This is a genomic window from Clostridium sp. HMP27, from assembly GCF_000765165.1.
In the GTDB taxonomy this organism is placed as follows: domain Bacteria; phylum Bacillota; class Clostridia; order Clostridiales; family Clostridiaceae; genus Clostridium_AK.
Map to the genome: position 1 here is coordinate 84,343 of NZ_JMFY01000006.1, position 19,112 is coordinate 103,454.

Genomic DNA, 19,112 nt, shown 5'->3' on the forward strand with positions numbered 1-19,112 from the left:
TCTCACCTGAATCCACATTCATATACTCTTGATTATTGCACATACTCGAACCCCGTTCCATAATATATATTGGGGTGTGAATATCATGGAAATGAATAGAGTAGATAACAAAATTAATATAAATTCTCAAAAGCAATCCGTAAATATACAAAAAAATATTGCCACGATATGTCCAGAGCATCCCACAGAATTGATGCAAGAATCTTCAAATCTTTCATTTAGAATACCAACGTTTTTAAGTCACCCAAGTAGACTAAATGTGGTTCAGCAGCAGTTTGTGGATGCCATAATAAGAAAGATTAGAAAAGAACTGCTTTTTCCAAGAACATTACCTATAACTGAACAATATCCTGAAACACCGATTACCAATATTCGCAGAATGATTTTATCCAGCTACGGAATGGTGTCCCTTAATTTAAGGCAACGAAGGGTTAATATTATTGAAGACAATCTTTTGCAGCCTATAGAAACTACAACATGGGTAGGAAGTCCTTTTGCACAAATTGAACCTGCAATGGCTTATGAATACGGATTACCCTTACTTCTTATTAGGGAAACAGGTGTAGAGCAAAATGGAATATGGTCTTTTGGAATTTCTCCATTCTTAATATTAGAGTGGGATTCTACAGTAATAAATCCTATTGAGACCTTTTTCCAAAGAACTGACTGGAAATCAATTTTTCAAAGCTGGACTTGCCATGTCAGGTCAGGATATTATATTCAGACACAGCCAAGGTTTAAATACTTTTGTAATGAGGAAGATCCTAGATAATTTCTAGTTTAATAAAAACTGGGGCTGTCGCACAAAGAATAAAAACTACAATATATTGTATTAGATTTTTAAATTCTAAAACAATATATTGCGGTTTAATTTCTTAATGCGACAGACCCAGTTTCTTATTTACTCATAATACTTTAACATTAATAACAGATAGGTTCTTCCCACTATCTAAAAGCAACTCTACCTGAAGTCTCTAGCTTCCATCTAGAAAAAAATGTATTTTTATATTAAATGATTTGATATAATAATATCAACAGAATACACTTTAATATCATTACATATGTGATATACGGGGGAGAACTTTATGAAATTATTTAATATGAAAAAGGCACAAACTAAAACCATAGGAATTGTTGCAACCTTAGTAATATTTATAAGCAGCTTTAATTATTCATATGTCAATGCAGCAGAAGCTAGTCCTTTATTAGAAGCTAGAAATATAATCCAAAATTATTATTTAAATGATGTTTCTGATGAGGTCTTAAACTCTAGTTCTATAGAAGACATGGTAAAGCAGCTTAACGACCCTTATTCTACTTATTTTACTAAAGAAGAATATGAAAGTTTCATCAGTAGTATAGATAATAACTTTACGGGTATTGGTATACAGGTGCTTACGGATGAAGAGGGGGTAAAGATAACTAGTGTTTTTAACACTTCTCCAGCAGAAGAATCGGGATTAAAAGTGGGAGATATTATTGTAAAAGCAAATGATATTGCTTTAAAGGGATTATCTTCAGAACAGGCTATAAGTTACATAAAGGGAGAAGAAGGAACAAGTGTACATCTTGTTATAAAAAGAGATTCAAGCACCTTTGAGGTTAATGTAATAAGAAAGCAAATATCTCTGCCTACAGTAGAAGGTGAAGTTTTAAACAATCATATAGGATATATAGAAATTAATTCATTTGGAGAAGGTACACCAGATGAGTTTAAACAAAACCTAGAAAAGCTGGAAGAGGCAAATGTAGAGTCATATATAGTGGATTTAAGATATAATCCAGGAGGATATGTAGAGGCAGCTATGGACATTGGGGGATATTTTATAGGAGACAAGTCTCTTATGATAATAAAAAATGGGACAGGAGCTTCGACAAGTTTTAAAGCTTATAAACATGACATGATAATAGACAAGCCGGTAATCTTTTTAATCAATCAGTATAGTGCCAGTGCTTCTGAACTTTTATCAGCAGCGATAAAGGATTATAAGAAAGCTATTTTTATTGGGAAAACTACTTATGGAAAGGGAGTTGCTCAAGGTATATTTCCTTTAAGTGATGGAAGTTTTATTAAGCTCACTACCTATGAATTTTTATCTCCATATAAAAATACTATTAATCACGTGGGAGTAAGTCCAGATTTTCAGGTGGATGATAAGGATATTGATTCATTATATTTATCAGATCTTCTTTTAAGTGAAGCAGATAATAGTAAGAATATAGAGTCATTAGATAATAAACAAGGTTATATAAAGGTTTTAATTAATAATGAAAGCTTTTATATAAATATGAATGAAGCTAGAAAAGATGAAAACTGGGAAGCTTATAAATATCTTATAGATAATACAGATACTGATAACTTGTTCTTAGGTAAGGGAAGTGGATGGACAAGTTTTGCTAGTGAAGGTTTAGATAGAAACTTGGAAGATAAGACAAATCTTTTATATCCTAACGATAAGGTTTTAAAAAGCTTAACTAAAAATAGTAAAGATAAAACATTTACCATAAAGTTTAATAAGGCAGTAGATCCTAAAACTGCAAATAATGAAACTATTGAACTAATAAATGGGGATACTGGACAGCGTATATCAGCAAATATAGAAGTAACACAGGGTAGTAAAGCTACCATAAGCTTAAAAGATGAATTACAACAGGGCTCGTACTATCTTGTAGTAAGTGACAAGGTAAAGGATGAAGAGGGCAAGAAGTTAAGAAAGGAAACAGTAACAAAGGTTAAAGTAATAAATTAGGGGCCAGACTCCTGGGTAATTTAACCAGGGGTTTGGCTCTTATTGTAGACAGCAACATTTTCATTAATAATTATGATATACTTAAATTGTTGTTATATGATTTTAAGAAAGTTGAAATAAAGGATGGGGAAGTTTTATTATGAAATGGAATAAAACATATTTTAAATGGATATTGGTACTAGCTTGGATGATAGTCATATTTTTATTTTCCAATGATCCTGCAGCTGTATCAGATGAAAAAAGTGGATTTGTATTAAAAATCTTAAATGCTTTAGGCATAGACTTAAACAGTTATTTTGGAGAACTTGCTAATTTTATAGTTAGAAAAGCGGGTCACTTTACGGAATATTTTATATTATATGCATTGTTATTTAATGCTTTACAAGACACATCTTCTTTAAGGCAAAGTTTGATTATATCCTTGGTAATAACATTTTTATATGCCTGCTCCGATGAGTTTCATCAAATCTTTATTCCAGGAAGAGAAGGAAAGTTTAGAGATGTTTTAATTGATACTTCAGGTGGGATTTTTGCAGGTATACTTATGAAAATAAAAAGTGCCACCCACGTGGCAAGTGGCAAGTTGATGTAAAAAAGGGGCCAGACCCCTGGGGGCAAATCCCAGGGGTTTGGTCCCTTAGTAAATTTATATTTCACAGGCTACTGTAAATCCTTCTTCCACAGCATCCATGATTCTTCTTGCTTTCTTTGCATCACCTATAGTATATACTTCTTTGAAGTTGTTTTTAATGTCATCAGCAATTTCATCATTAGGCTTATATCCAGCGGCAATAATTACATTGTCAGCTTTAATTTCGCCATCTTCAAGAATAACTCCACTTTCAGTTATTTCTTTTACTTTAGCATTAACATGCTGCTCGACGCCATTTTTATTTAAAACTTCAAATAAGTGTCCTACAAAGGTAGCACCGATATCCTTTGCTATGGCATCCATCATTTCTATAATATGAACTTTAATGCCTTGAGTAGCAAGATATTTTGCTGTTTCAGTTCCTACAAGTCCTCCGCCTATGATTGCAACGGTGGAGCCAACCTTAGCATCTCCATTTAATACATCCTCAGCAAGAACTACATTTTTAGATTCGATTCCCTTTATTGGAGGAACAGTTTGTGAAGCACCAGTTGCTATAATTACTGCATCTGGGTTTAAGTCTTTTATATCCTCATGGGATTTAACATCTTGCTGTACAAATTTAATTCCAAGTCTTACATATTGATTATATAAGTAATCTCTAAAGAATAGGAATGTATCTTTTTCAGGTGGAGTAGATAATGTTTCCATCTTACCGCCAACCTTATTTTCTTTATCAACAATTGTTACATTGTGACCTCTAAGTCTTGATACTCTAGCAGCTTCAAGTCCAGCAGGGCCTGCACCAATGATTACAACATTCTTAACTTCAGGTGCTTTTTTAAATTTTCTTTCTCTATCGTATCCAGCACGAGCATTAACTAAGCAGTTTATGCCTTGACCTAAAAATACTTTATCAATACATCCTTGATTACAAGCAATGCAGTAACGTATGTCTTCATAATCTTTATTTTTCATCTTAACTACAAGTTCTTCATCTGCAATAAGTCCTCTTCCAATGGCAACCATGTCAGCTTTGTCTTCTTCAACTATGCTTTCGATTAGCTCTGCGCTGTTAAGTCTTCCAGCTACTATAATTGGAATATTAACTTCCTTTTTTAGCTGCTCGCCAAACGGTATTAAAAACCCTTGATTAATAAACATTGGCTGGATTGTGTATTCAACAGCATCATAGCTTCCAGCAGTTAAGCTTATAGCATCAATACCAGCATTTACAGCTTCTTTGCATATAGTTTTTACTTCTTCAAATTTTAAGCCGTCTTCTAGGTACTCGTCAGCACTTATTCTTATGATTACAGGGGCCTTTCCCTTAGAAACTTCTACAACTTCTTTCAAAACTTCCATAGGAAAACGCATTCTGTTTTCTAATGAGCCGCCGTATTCATCTTCTCTCTTATTGCTGTGAGGGGATAGGAAGCTGTGAAGTAAGTAGCCATGAGCAAAGTGAACTTCTATTAAGTCAAAGCCAGCTTCTATGGATCTTTCTGCAGCCTTTTTAAATTTTTCTTTTATTTCTATAATATCTTCCTTAGTCATTTCACGAGGATTATTTCCAAGTATTGCACATGGAATAGCGCTAGGGGCTATTGGCTGGATGCCAGTTACAGCTTCACTAGCCTGTCTGCCTGCATGATATATCTGAGCGCCTATCTTAGCACCAGCTTCATGTACTGCATCAGTCATTTTCTTAAGTCCTGGAATGAATTTATCATCATATATACTTAGCTGAGTAGGAAGTCCTCGGCCCTCAGGGGAGATTCCAACAGATCCTGAGATTATGATAGCAACTTCATTTCTAGCTCTTTCAACAAAGAAATCAATTATTCTTTGATTAACTTCTCCCCCAAGGTCTGCTAAACCATTTTCCATAGGGGCAAGCATAAATCTGTTTTTTAATTCTAGGTTACCAATTTTAATAGGTGTAAAAAGTTTTGACATAATAAATACCTCCTAATTTCTATGATAGTATGGCAATTTTAATATTTTTTTATTAGCAGCATTAAAACAGTTGTATTCGTTAACGAATTTTATTGGTAAAAAAATAAACAGCTAATTTAATATGTTAGATTTGATAAAAGGGTATTAAATTTACACAGAGTATAGTGTAAAATAATAACATTTGGAGGCGAATTTTATCTCTATATGTAATATTATATAGAGATAAATAAAAAAATCAAGAGAAATATGTTATTTTTTTAACAGTTTTTCTGAGGAAGATTCTAGAAACTTCTGAAAATCAGTTAAATCCCAAGTCCCAACCATGTCTGAAATTTTTTGAAGGGTTTTTAGAAAGGACTCAATTTCATCATGTTCAAAGTGCTCAAAAAGTCCCATAAATTGAAAAGCAGACTTAGTTCCTACACTTTTTTCTAAAGCTTCTTTTCCTGTTTCAGTTATGTAAATTTTGATAGTTCTGCTGTTATCTAAAAACTTTTGCTTTTCTATATAACCTTTTTTTTCTAATCTGCTTATGAGGGCAGAGGTGGTGGATTTATTCCAAAGGGCAATATTTCCAAGCTCCTCTAAGGTTAAACCATCGTCAAGATGTAATATCCAAAGGGCATGCATTTGAGCATGGGTTAAACCAGCTTCTATGGCTAAGCTCTCCCAATCCTTTTCTAAATTCATGTAAGTAGCTCTAATTAGGTTTAAAAATATATTAAAGTAATAATCTTTGAGTGTTTTATCCATAAATATGCTCCTTTAAGAGGGCAGGGCCCTGTAATAAACAATAGTATTATAACAGAAATATCATTTTGGGGCCAGACCCATGGTTATTTTTTCCATCGGCCTGGCCCACTGGTTAATGGTTTAAAATTTCACTATATGTCAATAATCATAGATAACAATGAAAAATGAAGGTGAGAAATAAATCATTTGTTGAAAGTGTGATATAATTGAGTAAAAGGGGCTAGGTTCCTGGGAATACAATCCATATGCCTAGTTCCTTGGAGAAAATGGAGGTAAAGTTTTGAAGAAAATTATATCTATAATTCTATGTCTAGCATGGATGGGATTTATATTTTATAATTCCTCTCAAAATGGAGTAGAATCAAATGCTAGAAGTGAAGAGTTTTTAAAAAACATAAAAAAATACTATATAGAAATGAAGAATACTGTGAAAAAACCTAAGAGCGTGGAAAGCTTTAATGCTGACAATGAAGCTAAGAAAGCAGATAGTTCTGGAGATAAAAATAACAATATTGCAAGTAAAAATAATAGCACTGAAATCACTAAAGGGAATGTCAAAGACTCTATAAAAAGTAATAGTTCAAATTCAAGTACGATAAAAAAATCTAACAATGCTGCAAATGATAAAGAGCTCAAATTTCAAAACTATCTTGTAAGAAGAGGGGCACATGCACTTGAATATATTGTACTTGCTATTTTAATCGCAAATGTATTTTGGCAGTTTGGTATAAGAAATAAAAATGTTATAGTATATGTTTTATTTATAACTTTATTTTATGCGGTATCAGACGAGTTTCATCAAAGTTTTGTGAAAGGCAGAACCTCTGAGGTAGGGGACATACTGCTAGATTTTTCAGGAGCCATTTTTGGAACAATCACGTGGTATACTCTGCAAGGAATTAGTTTAATAGTTAAAAGACGAATTTCTAAAACTGAGAACAATGGAATGTAATAAAAAACACCCAGGGGTCGTTCCACTTTATGGAATGATCCCTGGGGTAAACCTATATTAACCATTTTTCTAACTGCTTGCAGTTATCTTTTTCCATTGCCTCAACGCCATCCAGATTGTATGGAATTCCAAGCTTTTCATATTTATTTACTCCCAAGGTGTGGTAGGGGAGAAGTTCTACCTTTTGTATGTTCTTGAATTTAGATATAAACTTTTTAAGCTCAAGCATGTGTTCCTGACTATCAGTAATTCCAGGAACTACTACATGTCTAATCCAAAGAGGAACATTTGATTTAATGAGGCTTTCGGCAAATTCATTAAATTTGTCCATGCTATGCTTAGTGATTTGTTCATAACCGTCCTTAGCATAATGTTTCACATCTAAAAGAACAAGATCCACATATTTAACAATTTTGTCGTAATTTCCAAGGCCAACTCCTGAAGTATCAAGGGTTGTATGAATATTATTTTCCTTGCAAAGTTTTAAAAATTCCAGTAAAAACTTTGGCTGCATTAGGGGTTCTCCGCCAGAGCATGTAACTCCACCACCGGATTTTTCAAAGTAGGGCCTAAAGCGAAGAACCTTCTTTAAAAGCTCCTCAGGGGATATTTCCTGTCCGCCTTCAAAGTTCCATGTGTCAGGATTGTGACAATAGGAACATCTAAGTGCACAGCCCTGAAAAAACACCACAGTTCTAATGCCTGGTCCATCCACTAAACCCATAGTTTCAGTGGAGTGAATATATCCTTTTATCATATTAAACCCTCCGTATTACACTCTTTCGTGGAAAGTTCTCTTAATAACTTCTAGCTGATGCTCCTTTGAAAGTTTCACAAAGTTTACTGCATAACCAGACACTCTGATAGTAAGAGTAGGGTAGTTATGAGGATTTTCCATAGCATCTAGTAAAGTTTCACGGTTAAGCACATTTACATTTAAATGATGAGATCCTTGTGCAAAATATCCATCAAGTATTGATACTAAATTGTCAATTCTTGAAATTTCATCTTTTCCTAATGCATCAGGAATTATAGAGAAAGTATTTGATACACCGTCCTGGCAAACATCTCTATAAGGTATTTTTGCTACAGAATTAAGTGATGCAAGAGCTCCATTCACATCTCGTCCATGCATAGGATTTGCACCAGGAGCTAAAGCTTCACCTGCTTTTCTTCCATCTGGAGTTGAACCAGTCTTTTTACCATACATAACATTTGAAGTTATAGTAAGAGCAGATAATGTGTGTTCTGCATTTCTATAAGTAGGATTTTTTCTAAGTTCCTTTATAAATCTCTTAACTATTTCTACAGCAATGTCATCAGCTCTATCATCATCATTTCCGTATTTAGGGAAATCTCCTTCTGTTTCAAAATCTACAGCTATGCCATCTTTTCTTATAGGTTTAACTTTAGCATGTTTTATAGCACTTAATGAATCTGCTGCAACGGATAATCCAGCTACACCACAGGCCAAAAATCTATGAACTACTGTATCATGAAGAGCCATAAGTCCTGCTTCATAAGCATATTTATCATGCATAAAGTGAATTATATTTAAAGCGTCTATATAAATAGTTGCCACATATTCTAATACTTTAAAGTAGTTTTCTTTAACTTTTTCATAATCGAGTATTTCATCCTCTATCTTAGAAATTCCAGGTACAACTAATGTGCCTTTCTTTTCATCTACACCGCCATTTATAGCGTAAAGTAGGGATTTTGCTAAGTTACATCTTGCCCCAAAGAATTGCATTTGCTTTCCAAGCTGCATAGCAGATACGCAGCAAGCTATAGCATAATCATCTCCATATAAAGGGCGCATAATATCGTCATTTTCATATTGAAGTGAGTCTGTTTCTATAGACATCTTTGCACAATATTTTTTAAATCCTTCAGGAAGCTTTTCTGACCATAAAACTGTGATATTTGGTTCTGGTGCTGGGCTTAAATTTGTAAGAGTATTTATAAATCTGAAGGCAGTCTTTGTAACTAATGTTTTTCCGTTTAGTCCCATTCCGCCTATGGATTCTGTTACCCAGTTTGGATCTCCTGCAAATATCTGATTATACTCAGGAGTTCTTAAGTGTCTTACAAGTCTAAGCTTTAATACAAATTGATCTATAAGCTCTTGAGCCTCAATTTCAGTTAATAGTCCATTTTTTAAATCTCTTTCAATATATATATCTATAAATGTAGTATTTCTTCCAATGGACATAGCTGCACCATTATTTTCTTTTACTCCTGCAAGATATCCCAAGTATAAAAATTGAATTGCTTCTTTAGCATCTTTAGCAGGATTAGATATATCAATGCCATAGGACATGGCCATGTTTTTCATTTCTTCTAGGGCTTTAATTTGTTCACTTACTTCTTCTCTAAGTCTTATTGTTTCCTCAACTAGTGGACCCTTAATTTTGGATAAGTCAATCTTCTTTTGTCCAATTAAGAAATCTATTCCATAAAGAGCTATTCTTCTGAAATCACCTATGATACGTCCTCTGCCGTAAGCATCAGGAAGTCCAGTTAAAAGTCCTGCACTACGAGCTTTTTTAATTTCATCTGTATAAGCATCAAAAACTCCTTGATTGTGAGTTCTTCTATACTGCGTAAATGTCTCATGCATTTCAGGGTCAACTTCATAACCGTATTCATTTAAAGATTGTTCGGCCATTCTTATTCCACCAAAAGGGTTAACCATTCTCTTAAGTGGGGCATCAGTTTGAAGACCTACAATAAGTTCATTTTCTTTATCAATGTATCCAGGGGCAAAATTATTTATTCCAGCCACAGTTTTTGTGTCTACATCTAATAGTCCCTTTTCGATTTCTTCTATTAATAGCTTTTCAACTTTTGACCAAAGCTCTTTTGTTCTATCTGTTGGATTATCTAAAAAGCTATCATCTCCAGCATAGGCCTTATAGTTCTTTTGAATGAAGTTTCTAACATTTATTTCGCCTGTCCATAATCCTTCATTAAATCCCATCCATTCATTTTTCAATAACAACAACCTCCTAACGATATATATAAAATTTATGCTTAATGTACGTTATATTACAAACAATATATGTTAAATATAAATTAATGTACTGAACTATTACTACAATATAAAACTACCATATAAAAATATATATGTCAATTTTAAAAATATAAATAAAATGGGAGATATGAGCAGTTGATGAAGCTTATTTATTGAATTTAGACTAAAATAGTATAAAATACTTGAGAATTAAATATGTGTAAGTAACAAATAATATATACAATTATGAATTAGTGAGGGGTTTTAAAATGATAGAAATAATAGCTCAATATGCTATAATTATAATTTCAATAATTGTATATGGATTGAAAAGAAGCAAATTTAAGAAGTGTATATATATGAAGTATTTCGTCATAGTATATTCAGGAACCTGGGCTTGGACAGCAAAGACTCTTAATTTATGGACTTATCCAGCACGAATAATAAATATGCCAATTATTTCAGTAGCATTTAACTTTTTCTTAATACCAGTTTTAGCTTTATTATGGCTTGGATATTCACCAAAAGGGTTAAAGGCAAAGGCTATTAAGGCACTGAAGTGGACTACTATTTTAATAGTATTTGAATTTTTTGCAGAGAGGTATACTAATTTGATAAGTTATGGGCCCAGATATAATATATTTTATTCGTATATTATTTGGTATATCAGTTGGTTTATTTGGTCGGGATATTATTATTGGTTTCATCTGCAAGCCAAGGATGAACCAAAGTATATTGAGAAGCTAGTTATAAAGCCTGATACTTGTATTATAAGACCTAATAGCGGGGGTAAGGTTAAAGCTCAAATTATATCTTCATTAATTGGTTTTGGAGCTGGGTACATTTATAAAAGTTTACATTTACGAGATAGGATTTAATAAAGGCCCATCTTTAAGTTTTATATGAAATTATTTAATTGAATAGCATGATATAATAAAAAGTATCGTATTAATAAAGTGAAAATATATGTACAGAGGTGGTACTAATGAAACGTATAATAAAAGTTATCTTTTCAATTATTTTAATATTAATTTTAGCAGTAGGGATATCTATAGGCTTAGCTTTTAATAAATCAGGATATACTTTAGAGGAACTTTCCTTTAAGGCACTAGATAGAGTTATAGCTGCAGAAAAAACAGGAGGAACAGCTGCATTTACTGAAAAAGAGGTAAATGAACTTCTTGCAGCAGTATATAAGTCCCCGGAGGAAGTGGCAAATATTACAATAAAAACTCCTCAATTTAAATTTAATGATGATAAATTAACCGTGGGGATACCTGCAATATATAAAGGGGTAAGTGTAGTAGTTTGGAGTACTGGGAGCATAGGGTATGATGAAGGTAATATAATATATAATCCTGCAAATTTCAAAGTAGGTAAATTTCCTATTCCTAAAGCTGTGGTTTTAAATAGACTTAAGAGTAATAAAGCTCAGGGCTTAGAGGTAAGGAATGAGAAGATATATATAAATAAGGATATAGTACCTGTGGACATAAGCTCTGTTGTGCTACATAATAGCATATTAACTCTTAAAATAGATAAATTTGATCCATCAAAGTTATTTAATAATAATGAAATAAAAAGCCAGTTGGAAGCTTTGAAAAATAAGCTTAATGATTTAAGAAAAAAGGCCTTAAGCAGCGAAGAGAAAAAACAAATTGAGGAACTTTTAAATAGGCTTCAACAAGGAATTAAAAACCCATCGCAAAATATATTAAATGAGATATCAAATGGATTAAAAGATATTTCAAAAAATATTAAAAGTACAGAGGGTAAAAAGCAAGCAGAAGATATAGCAAGTGGTGTAGATAAAACAATTGAAGATAATAAAAATGATCAGGGAAATAATAATGCAGATCAAGAAAAAATAAATCTTCTTACAAAGGCGAGAAATCAACTTTCAGGAGTTAAAAATAATACAGGATCTGAAGAAGGAAATAAAGTAATATCACTTATGATACAGACATTAAATAAGCTTATAGCTAATCCATCCTATAATTATAGTAATGATGCCGCAGTGGTGAAGGGGATATATAGAGGACTTAGTCAAAATGAAAAGGATGCTTTAATAAATGCAATAATGACAAATACGGACACACTTGTATTAATGCAAATTGCAAATATATTTAACTTGCTTTAAAGTTAATTTGCGGGTTAAAAAATAGCTGCTATTATGTTAACTAATAATAAAAAACATATTTGTCCATAATAATAGTAGCAAGTTGAAAAGTAAAATCAGTAGCCAGTAGTCAGTAAACAGTAAAATTTAGTTTTTGCCTTGCAAAACATTCATACTGGCTACTGGTTACTAAAAGAGAAGGATGTGATACATATGAAAAGTGTTTTTATAAAGGACATAGCCCCAGGAAAAACTATAGAATCTACATTTATGATAAAAAAGATAGTCAGCAAAGGAGAAACAAGCATCACCGCATATGTAGGAGATATTACAGGGGATATTAAAGTTACTTTGCTTGATGTGAAGCAAAAGCTAAAGGTAGGGGATGTATTAAATATCAAAGGTACTCAAGGAAATTTTTTTGATGTGCAAAGTGCAAATAGAGTAGATTCCTATGATATTTATGATTATATTCCTAAAGTTCAGCGTCCTATAGAGGATATTATGAAGGATATAGAGGATATATCTAAAGAGGAGTTTTTAAGCAGAGAAACTAAAGCTTTAGATGATTATTTCTTTAAGAATGAGAAGTTTTTAGATAAGTTTAAAAGAGGAATAGGAGGGGTAAGCCAACATCATAATTATTTAGGTGGTTTAGCAGAACATACTTTAAATGTTATGTATCTTGCTAGAGTGTTTGCCCATAGATATGATATTAGAAATAAGGAAATTGCAATTTTAGCAGCAAAGCTTCATGATATAGGAAAAACAGAGGAGCTATATTATGATGGACCTTTTTCCTATACTTTAAGAGGTGATATGGAAGGTCATATTGTAATTGGGGTATCCATGCTTGAAGAAGCTTTTAATGCAGATCCTAAATGTTATAGTGAGGATTTTAAAACTAGGATGAAAGCTTGTATAATTCAGCATCATGGAAAGCAGGAATATGGTTCTCCAAAATCGCCAAACACACAGGAGGCCTATGTAGTACATTTGGCTGATTATACGGATGCAATTTTCAATAAGTTAGATATAATTACAAAGGATTTAGAACCTAATACATGGACTGCTTATGAAAGAAGAATAGAGGGAAGACTTTACTTTTAACATCATTGAAAATTGTACTATTTAATGATAAAATTAATTAAAGATTTTATGATTAAATTGAAAGCAGTGAAATGATTATGGAGAAAATTTTAAAAGAGCATAAAATAAAGATAACTCAAGGAAGGCTAATCTTAATAAGTATTTTAAGCAATAGTGAAAATGCTCTCTCTGTGGACGAGATAAATGAACAGCTTAAAAATAGAGGAGAGTCTTTAGACCTTTCTACAATATATAGAAACCTTGAACTTTTCACAAACAAAGGAATAATAAACAAGTTTGATCTAGGTGATGGCAGGTATAATTATGTAATTAATCATGAAGAACATAAGCATATTTTAGAGTGTGCTGTATGCCATAAGGAAGTAGAAATAGATTGTCCGATGCAGCAAGTAGAGCAGCTTATAAGAAATAAAACTGGATTTACTTTAACTGAAGACACACATTTGGATTTAAAATTTCAAGGTGTTTGTAAGGATTGCACTGTAAAAAAGCATAAATAATCAAAACCGCTAGTTTCTAAAAGTGTAGGTACTAGCGGTTTTTTAGTATTATTCCATTATAGGATATAGTTTTTTAACTTTCCATACTCCTCTTGAGGTTCTTTCAAGGAATACATTATAAAGTGCTTTTCGATGAGATTTGTTTTTTTCAACACCTTCAACTCTTACTACTGCAATGTTACCATCTGAATAAGACATTTCAAGATTGTTGATACTGTAAAGTTTATAGCGATTAAATATTCCATGGGTAAGATTATACTCTACTGCATAGTTAATTTCTTGAGATTTGTAGCTAATAATTCGAGTGCGTAATACTATAGAAAGAATTGAAACCACCGATAATAAAACTACATACTTTAAAATCTTTTTATTTCTCAATAACATCACCTTTAAGCTTTTTACTATAAATATATTATATATTAATCAAGATTATAATTAAATATTAGAAAATGATATGAAAGAATATAAATTTTTTTCGATTTTCAAGTTAAACTTAAGTTTTACTTGAAACTACTGAGCTGTTTATTGAACTTTGCTGAAAATTCAATAAAATAGCGAGGAAAGTATTCTATTTATTTGACACCTGTGGTATTATTTACTTAAGATAGCATAAAATATGAGGAAAATTAAGGAGTATTGCTATGAGACTGGAGTTTATTAATAGAGTTAAAGAGCAAGAAGTTTTAGGTAAAAGTATTTTATCAAGTGATGGAAAAATTCTTTTACGTGCAGGTATGAAGCTCACTGACTCGTATATAAAGAAGCTTAGGGAACTAGGAGTATTTTATATTTATGTGGAAGACGAAAGATTAGATGATGTACAAGTAGAAGATGAACATTTATCAGAACTTAAGCAAATTACCATGAAAACCATGGGCAGTCTTATAAGGAATGTAAATAACGTAAATAAGAAGGAATTAAAAGAATGTTTAAATGTTGTAGAAAATCTAATCGAATACATTATAGACCTAGGCGATGTAAATAAAAGCTTAAATGATATAAAAACTTTTGATAACTATACATATGTACATTCGCTAGACACTTGCATTATGACTTCATTTTTAGGGCTTAGCTCAGGATTTAACGAGGCAAGTTTAAAAGATTTAGGAATAGGTGCAATTTTGCATGACATAGGAAAAACTAAGATTCCTAGTAAGATATTAAATAAAGAAGGAAAGCTTACAGATGAGGAATTTAGAGAAATAAAGAAGCACCCTGTGTATGGGGCCGAAATTTTAAAGAAAAATATAAGTATTTCAGATTCCATTGTACATATGGTAGAGCAACACCATGAAAGGGTGGATGGAAAAGGGTATCCATATGGGCTTTCTGGTAATGGAATATCTAAGTCAGCTAAGATAATTTGCATTTGTGATGTGTACGATGCTATAAGTAATGATAGATGTTATAGAAGAAAGTTTAGCCCCAATGATTCATATGAACTTATACTTTCAGGTGCGGGAACAAGTTTTGATATGAGCGTTGTTCAAAAATTTAAAGATACTTTCGCTATATATCCTTTAGGATGTAGAGTGAGAATTTCTAATGGTGAGGAAGGATATGTTATAAGACAAAATAAGGGATTCCCAGATAGACCTGTACTTAGAATGTTTTATGACGCAGAGCAAAAATCCCCGATACCTTTTTATGAAATAGATTTGTTAAAAAATCCCAGTTTGGTTGTTGAAATGGTTATTTAAATCTGACTTAGGACATAGGGACTATAAGTTAGGAAAACATTTACTATTACCTAGTAGAAAGTTATAGGTTATAAATTAATAATTTACTAGCCTCTAGTCTTTAATCACCGCGCAGTGTTGTTACTTTAACGCGGTGATTAGATATAGGGGCTAGTAATTTTTATTATCTGACACTAATTCCGTTTGGCTCAGCACCAACTTTTATTGTCTTAGTTACATCATCTTTATTTATATCGATTACGCTAACTGTATCTTCATACATATTTGTTACAAGTATGTATTTGTTATCTGCGCTAGTAGCGATTCCATGAGCACCTTTGCCAACTTCAATGGTAGCAATTACTTTTTTCTGTTCTAAATCAACTTTAGATACGGTGTTTCCAGGCTTTTCCTTAGTGCCTTGATTTGCAACAAAAGCAATTTTATCATTAGGATCAATATAAAGCTGTGCAGGACCAGCGCCAACAGCAACTTTATCCATTTTATCAGTATCTAAGTTCACAATAGCTACTGCATTTTCTCCATTTAAAGTAACAGCTAAAATCGAACCATCTCTAGTTATGCCAGTAGTTACTGGTTTTTTTCCAACTTTAATCTTTTTAAGCTCCTTGGCATTTGCAATATCTATAACGCTTACTGTATCTTCAGCCATGTTAGCGATATAAGCATACTTGCTGTCTGATGATATTCTAAAGCCATGAGGGCCTTTTCCAGTTGAAACGTTTTTCACTAATTTATAATCCTTAGTATCTATTATAGATACGTTATTATCATCATTATTTGTAACCAATACATACTTACCATCTTCAGTAAATACTATATGAGCTGGGTGTACACCCACTTCAACTTTTTTTATTAATTTGTCAGTTTCTACATCATAAAATAATGCGGAACCCTTCATATTCATAGAGCCATGCTCTGTTTTACCTTCTTCCATTTTCACCGCAGAAGTAAATGCTACAACTTTTCCATCTGGAGAAATTTGAACGTTATGAGGAGAACCTTCATTTTTAATTGTACTAAGTACTTCATAGGTGGTGCCATCGATTTTAGATACAGTTCCACCTTCGTTAGCGGTATAAACAACAGGAGATAGTTTTTTTTCTACCTGTGATTGTTTTTGATCATTATTTGGAGTTTGCTCCTTAGTTTCTTTAACTGTGCTGCCGCAAGCTGTTAGTGATAAAGTAAGCAGTGTTGATAGGGTAATAAATTTCAAATATTTTAGTTTTTTCATTGATGAAACCTCCTAATAAATATAAAGTACACCTGAATGGTATATAATGGATTTTAATAATTAAATATAAAGATTATATGAAGCAAAAATACTTATTTTATGGAATGGATTACCATGTTATTATGCTATAAAAATTAAAACTTTATTCATAAAATTTTAATTTTAACTATATATGTATTAAGGTAATATTTTAAGTAACAATATGAAAAATTAGGTGATAAAAATCAATAAAATTTTAAGTTCATGGGCATACTTAATTGGAAATAAGAATGAATGTATTAATAAATATGGAAACTTAACTATTATGTGGTGACTAATTCACTGCTATGCTATAATAGTTCTAATTGAGAGCTGGGAAGTTAAGATTCGTAGTTATAAACTGATAATTATATAAAGGGGAAGGTTTAATGAATGAATTTACAACATATATTATAGAGGCTTTAACAAAACATTTTGGATATACTTTAATAGAGCTTGAAAGTGAGAGCGGAGGAATTGCATCGCCTTGGGGACTTTTAAAGGAAAATGAAGAGGGCCAGCTAAAGGGGATAGTGTTTTGCAGAGAAGACTATAATGTATCTGATGACAATTGGGTTAAATATAACTTCAGCAAAAATACCAATGAATCCTTTGTGAAAATTACTAGGGTATATTTAATAGATGGAGAGATAGCAGCTAGGAAGGTAATGGACGAAGCTAATAGCAATTCATTAAATGGTGATAATTATATAGCTGTAGATTTACAAAGTAATGCTATTGCCTTTTATACAGGGGATGAGGAAGAATTATTACAGACGATTTCTTATTATTTAAATAGAGGTAATATCATACAAGATGAAAAGAAAGTAAAAGAAGAAAAACCTATACTTACATATATATTTGTAGGATTAAATGTGCTTATGTACTTAATTACTGCATTTCTATCAGGAAATATAATAGACAGTAATACAAGAGTTTTAGTGTTTTTAGGAGCAAAGGTTAACCCCTTAATAGATAGAGGGCAGTACTATAGACTTATTACAGCGGCTTTCTTACATGGAGGATTAATGCACATAGGCTTTAATATGTATGCCTTAACTGCATTAGGGCCACTTGTTGAAAAGGTATTTGGAAAAGTTAAATATATTATTATATATTTTGTTTCAGCAATTACTTCCTCTTATTTAAGCTATATTTTTTCCAGCAGTATTTCTGTAGGTGCCTCTGGTGCTATATTTGGGCTTTTAGGAGCATCTTTAGTATTTGCAGTTAGATCTGAAGATAAAGTTGGAAGAGGATTTGTAAATAACATTATGTCTGTTATAGTTGTAAATTTAATTATAGGTTTTTCTATGGCTAATGTGGATAACTTCGGACATATTGGGGGATTAATTGGAGGATTTGTGGTGTCTCTGATTTTATATAGACCTAAATCTCTAGTCTCTAGTAGTTAACTATAACCAACCACTTGATAATTTTATATAGCAGTTGTTAATGGTTAGCTTGTAGTTAACATAAAAAAACTAGTCTATTTAAAACTAGCTTTTTATATGTAACAATATTTTAGTGACTAGGGACTATTTAGCAAACTAAAATTCACTTAAATAAATATTATTCTTTTAAAAACTTTCCCTGATCAGGTACTGCAATTTCTTCAAATTCATGAACAAGTAAGGATAGGTGTTTTGAAAGTTCTTCACCTCCCATGGGCTGGCCATGGCTTGGAAGAGCTAACGAAGGATGTAGATCTTTTAGTACTTTTACGGACTTTTCAGCGGAATCCCAATTTGTAGTAAGATATTTTGGGGGACCGCTTATCTCTTCCTTTTGAGTTATTACAGATATAAGAGATTCTTGTTTTACTGTCGTAAAGGCATCACCAACTATAAGGACTCCATCTTTTTCCCTAAATAACGATATATGGCCTTCAGTATGTCCAGGAGTATGTATCCATTTCCAATCTGGCATACCAGGAACGGTACCATCGGATGGCAAAGCTTTTACATGCTCTTTTAAATCAATACTTGTGTGAGGAAAAGTAGGTGATAATCTTGCAACCATTCCTCCACCAACGGCTGGATCTGCTAAGGGATAATCTTTTCTGCCTGTTACATAGGGAAGTTCCAGTTCATGGATATAAATAGGCACATTCCACGTATTAATAAGCTGTATTATTGATCCTACATGGTCAAAGTGTCCATGAGTGAGTATAATTGCTTCAGGGCGACCATGCTTTCCAAAGCGTTTTTCAGCGGATTCTAAAATAAAATCTGCTGAATTTTCAAGGCCACCATCCACAAGTACCCATTTAGAAGACTTATCCTTAGGATTACCAACTAAAAAGGCATTTACAACAGTAAATTCTAAAATTAAAATATCTGAAATAATTTCCATGGAAGAAGTAGTTAGCTTGGACAATCCTTCCACTAGAGCATTTCCCATGTA

General features: G+C 32.2%; 17 protein-coding genes. 10 read left to right on the forward strand and 7 right to left on the reverse strand.

Translation table 11 applies throughout. The features are described from left to right. Positions 1–91 precede the first annotated feature (91 nt). The 3 genes from DP68_RS03690 to DP68_RS03700 all read left to right on the forward strand — a co-directional run bounded on the left by DP68_RS03690 (position 92) and on the right by DP68_RS03700 (position 3,342). The gene (locus DP68_RS03690; protein ID WP_363330943.1) at positions 92–772 is read left to right on the forward strand and encodes a hypothetical protein; all 681 of its coding nucleotides are present in this window, start codon (positions 92–94) and stop codon (positions 770–772) included. A gap of 313 nt (positions 773–1,085) precedes the next feature. Continuing rightward, the gene (locus tag DP68_RS03695; RefSeq protein WP_052085632.1) at positions 1,086–2,750 is read left to right on the forward strand and encodes a S41 family peptidase; all 1,665 of its coding nucleotides are present in this window, start codon (positions 1,086–1,088) and stop codon (positions 2,748–2,750) included. A 139-nt stretch (positions 2,751–2,889) separates the two neighbouring features. Continuing rightward, the gene (locus tag DP68_RS03700; protein WP_035306248.1) at positions 2,890–3,342 is read left to right on the forward strand and encodes a VanZ family protein; all 453 of its coding nucleotides are present in this window, start codon (positions 2,890–2,892) and stop codon (positions 3,340–3,342) included. Positions 3,343–3,396: 54 nt separating this feature from the next. Here DP68_RS03700 and DP68_RS03705 read toward each other — a convergent pair whose 3' ends face one another. Further along, positions 3,397–5,301, reverse strand: coding sequence for an FAD-dependent oxidoreductase (locus DP68_RS03705; protein WP_052085633.1), 1,905 nt, complete (start codon positions 5,299–5,301; stop codon positions 3,397–3,399). 249 nt (positions 5,302–5,550) lie between these two features. Further along, positions 5,551–6,054, reverse strand: coding sequence for a MarR family winged helix-turn-helix transcriptional regulator (locus tag DP68_RS03710; RefSeq protein WP_035306251.1), 504 nt, complete (start codon positions 6,052–6,054; stop codon positions 5,551–5,553). A 280-nt stretch (positions 6,055–6,334) separates the two neighbouring features. Here DP68_RS03710 and DP68_RS18825 point away from each other — a divergent pair, with 280 nt between their 5' ends. After that, positions 6,335–7,006 carry a VanZ family protein gene (locus DP68_RS18825; RefSeq protein WP_052085634.1) on the forward strand — a complete coding sequence of 224 codons (672 nt, stop codon included), beginning with the start codon at positions 6,335–6,337 and terminating at the stop codon, positions 7,004–7,006. Between the two features lie 52 nt (positions 7,007–7,058). On the opposite strand, the gene pflA is transcribed toward DP68_RS18825, so the two are convergent. Beyond that, positions 7,059–7,763 (reverse strand): pyruvate formate-lyase-activating protein, encoded by a 705-nt coding sequence (gene pflA / locus DP68_RS03720; RefSeq protein ID WP_035306254.1) that lies wholly within the window; start codon positions 7,761–7,763, stop codon positions 7,059–7,061. A 15-nt stretch (positions 7,764–7,778) separates the two neighbouring features. Next, entirely contained in the window at positions 7,779–10,004 is a 2,226-nt protein-coding gene (gene pflB / locus DP68_RS03725; RefSeq protein WP_291547076.1) for a formate C-acetyltransferase, read from the reverse strand. A 287-nt stretch (positions 10,005–10,291) separates the two neighbouring features. Here pflB and DP68_RS03730 point away from each other — a divergent pair, with 287 nt between their 5' ends. The 4 genes from DP68_RS03730 (at position 10,292) to DP68_RS03745 (ending at position 13,751) form a co-directional block, all read left to right on the forward strand. Then, a complete protein-coding gene (locus DP68_RS03730; RefSeq protein ID WP_035306256.1) occupies positions 10,292–10,900 on the forward strand; it encodes a CBO0543 family protein in 609 nt (202 codons plus the stop codon). Between the two features lie 107 nt (positions 10,901–11,007). Further along, a complete protein-coding gene (locus DP68_RS03735; RefSeq protein WP_035306259.1) occupies positions 11,008–12,162 on the forward strand; it encodes a hypothetical protein in 1,155 nt (384 codons plus the stop codon). Positions 12,163–12,354: 192 nt separating this feature from the next. Further along, the gene (locus tag DP68_RS03740; protein WP_035306263.1) at positions 12,355–13,251 is read left to right on the forward strand and encodes an HD domain-containing protein; all 897 of its coding nucleotides are present in this window, start codon (positions 12,355–12,357) and stop codon (positions 13,249–13,251) included. A 77-nt stretch (positions 13,252–13,328) separates the two neighbouring features. After that, the gene (locus DP68_RS03745; protein ID WP_306345891.1) at positions 13,329–13,751 is read left to right on the forward strand and encodes a Fur family transcriptional regulator; all 423 of its coding nucleotides are present in this window, start codon (positions 13,329–13,331) and stop codon (positions 13,749–13,751) included. Positions 13,752–13,799: 48 nt separating this feature from the next. On the opposite strand, the gene DP68_RS03750 is transcribed toward DP68_RS03745, so the two are convergent. Continuing rightward, positions 13,800–14,129 carry a hypothetical protein gene (locus DP68_RS03750; RefSeq protein ID WP_291547080.1) on the reverse strand — a complete coding sequence of 110 codons (330 nt, stop codon included), beginning with the start codon at positions 14,127–14,129 and terminating at the stop codon, positions 13,800–13,802. Positions 14,130–14,392: 263 nt separating this feature from the next. Between DP68_RS03750 and DP68_RS03755 the strand changes: the two genes are divergently transcribed. Further along, entirely contained in the window at positions 14,393–15,451 is a 1,059-nt protein-coding gene (locus DP68_RS03755) for an HD-GYP domain-containing protein (RefSeq protein WP_035306271.1), read from the forward strand. Between the two features lie 163 nt (positions 15,452–15,614). Here DP68_RS03755 and DP68_RS03760 read toward each other — a convergent pair whose 3' ends face one another. Next, complete coding sequence (locus DP68_RS03760; RefSeq protein ID WP_035306274.1) at positions 15,615–16,688, reverse strand: YncE family protein; 1,074 nt, start codon at positions 16,686–16,688, stop codon at positions 15,615–15,617. A gap of 407 nt (positions 16,689–17,095) precedes the next feature. On the opposite strand from DP68_RS03760, the gene DP68_RS03765 reads away from it, so the two are divergent. After that, on the forward strand, positions 17,096–18,121 hold the full coding sequence (locus DP68_RS03765) for a rhomboid family intramembrane serine protease (RefSeq protein WP_035306275.1): 1,026 nt from the start codon (positions 17,096–17,098) through the stop codon (positions 18,119–18,121). Between the two features lie 157 nt (positions 18,122–18,278). Here the strand turns inward: DP68_RS03765 and DP68_RS03770 are convergent, their stop codons facing one another. Next, the gene (locus tag DP68_RS03770; protein WP_035306278.1) at positions 18,279–19,109 is read right to left on the reverse strand and encodes an MBL fold metallo-hydrolase; all 831 of its coding nucleotides are present in this window, start codon (positions 19,107–19,109) and stop codon (positions 18,279–18,281) included. Positions 19,110–19,112: the final 3 nt, after the last annotated feature.

Bases quoted from the DNA above. Each gene is read 5' to 3' on its own strand.
- DP68_RS03765 (WP_035306275.1), top strand. From the start codon at position 17,096: ATGAATGAATTTACAACATATATTATAGAGGCTTTAACAAAACATTTT.
- DP68_RS03705 (WP_052085633.1), bottom strand. From the start codon at position 5,301: ATGTCAAAACTTTTTACACCTATTAAAATTGGTAACCTAGAATTAAAA.
- DP68_RS03690 (WP_363330943.1), top strand. From the start codon at position 92: ATGAATAGAGTAGATAACAAAATTAATATAAATTCTCAAAAGCAATCC.
- DP68_RS03695 (WP_052085632.1), top strand. From the start codon at position 1,086: ATGAAATTATTTAATATGAAAAAGGCACAAACTAAAACCATAGGAATT.
- DP68_RS03740 (WP_035306263.1), top strand. From the start codon at position 12,355: ATGAAAAGTGTTTTTATAAAGGACATAGCCCCAGGAAAAACTATAGAA.
- DP68_RS03730 (WP_035306256.1), top strand. From the start codon at position 10,292: ATGATAGAAATAATAGCTCAATATGCTATAATTATAATTTCAATAATT.
- DP68_RS03710 (WP_035306251.1), bottom strand. From the start codon at position 6,054: ATGGATAAAACACTCAAAGATTATTACTTTAATATATTTTTAAACCTA.
- DP68_RS03745 (WP_306345891.1), top strand. From the start codon at position 13,329: ATGGAGAAAATTTTAAAAGAGCATAAAATAAAGATAACTCAAGGAAGG.
- DP68_RS03770 (WP_035306278.1), bottom strand. From the start codon at position 19,109: ATGGGAAATGCTCTAGTGGAAGGATTGTCCAAGCTAACTACTTCTTCC.
- DP68_RS03700 (WP_035306248.1), top strand. From the start codon at position 2,890: ATGAAATGGAATAAAACATATTTTAAATGGATATTGGTACTAGCTTGG.
- DP68_RS03760 (WP_035306274.1), bottom strand. From the start codon at position 16,688: ATGAAAAAACTAAAATATTTGAAATTTATTACCCTATCAACACTGCTT.
- pflA (WP_035306254.1), bottom strand. From the start codon at position 7,763: ATGATAAAAGGATATATTCACTCCACTGAAACTATGGGTTTAGTGGAT.
- DP68_RS03755 (WP_035306271.1), top strand. From the start codon at position 14,393: ATGAGACTGGAGTTTATTAATAGAGTTAAAGAGCAAGAAGTTTTAGGT.
- DP68_RS03735 (WP_035306259.1), top strand. From the start codon at position 11,008: ATGAAACGTATAATAAAAGTTATCTTTTCAATTATTTTAATATTAATT.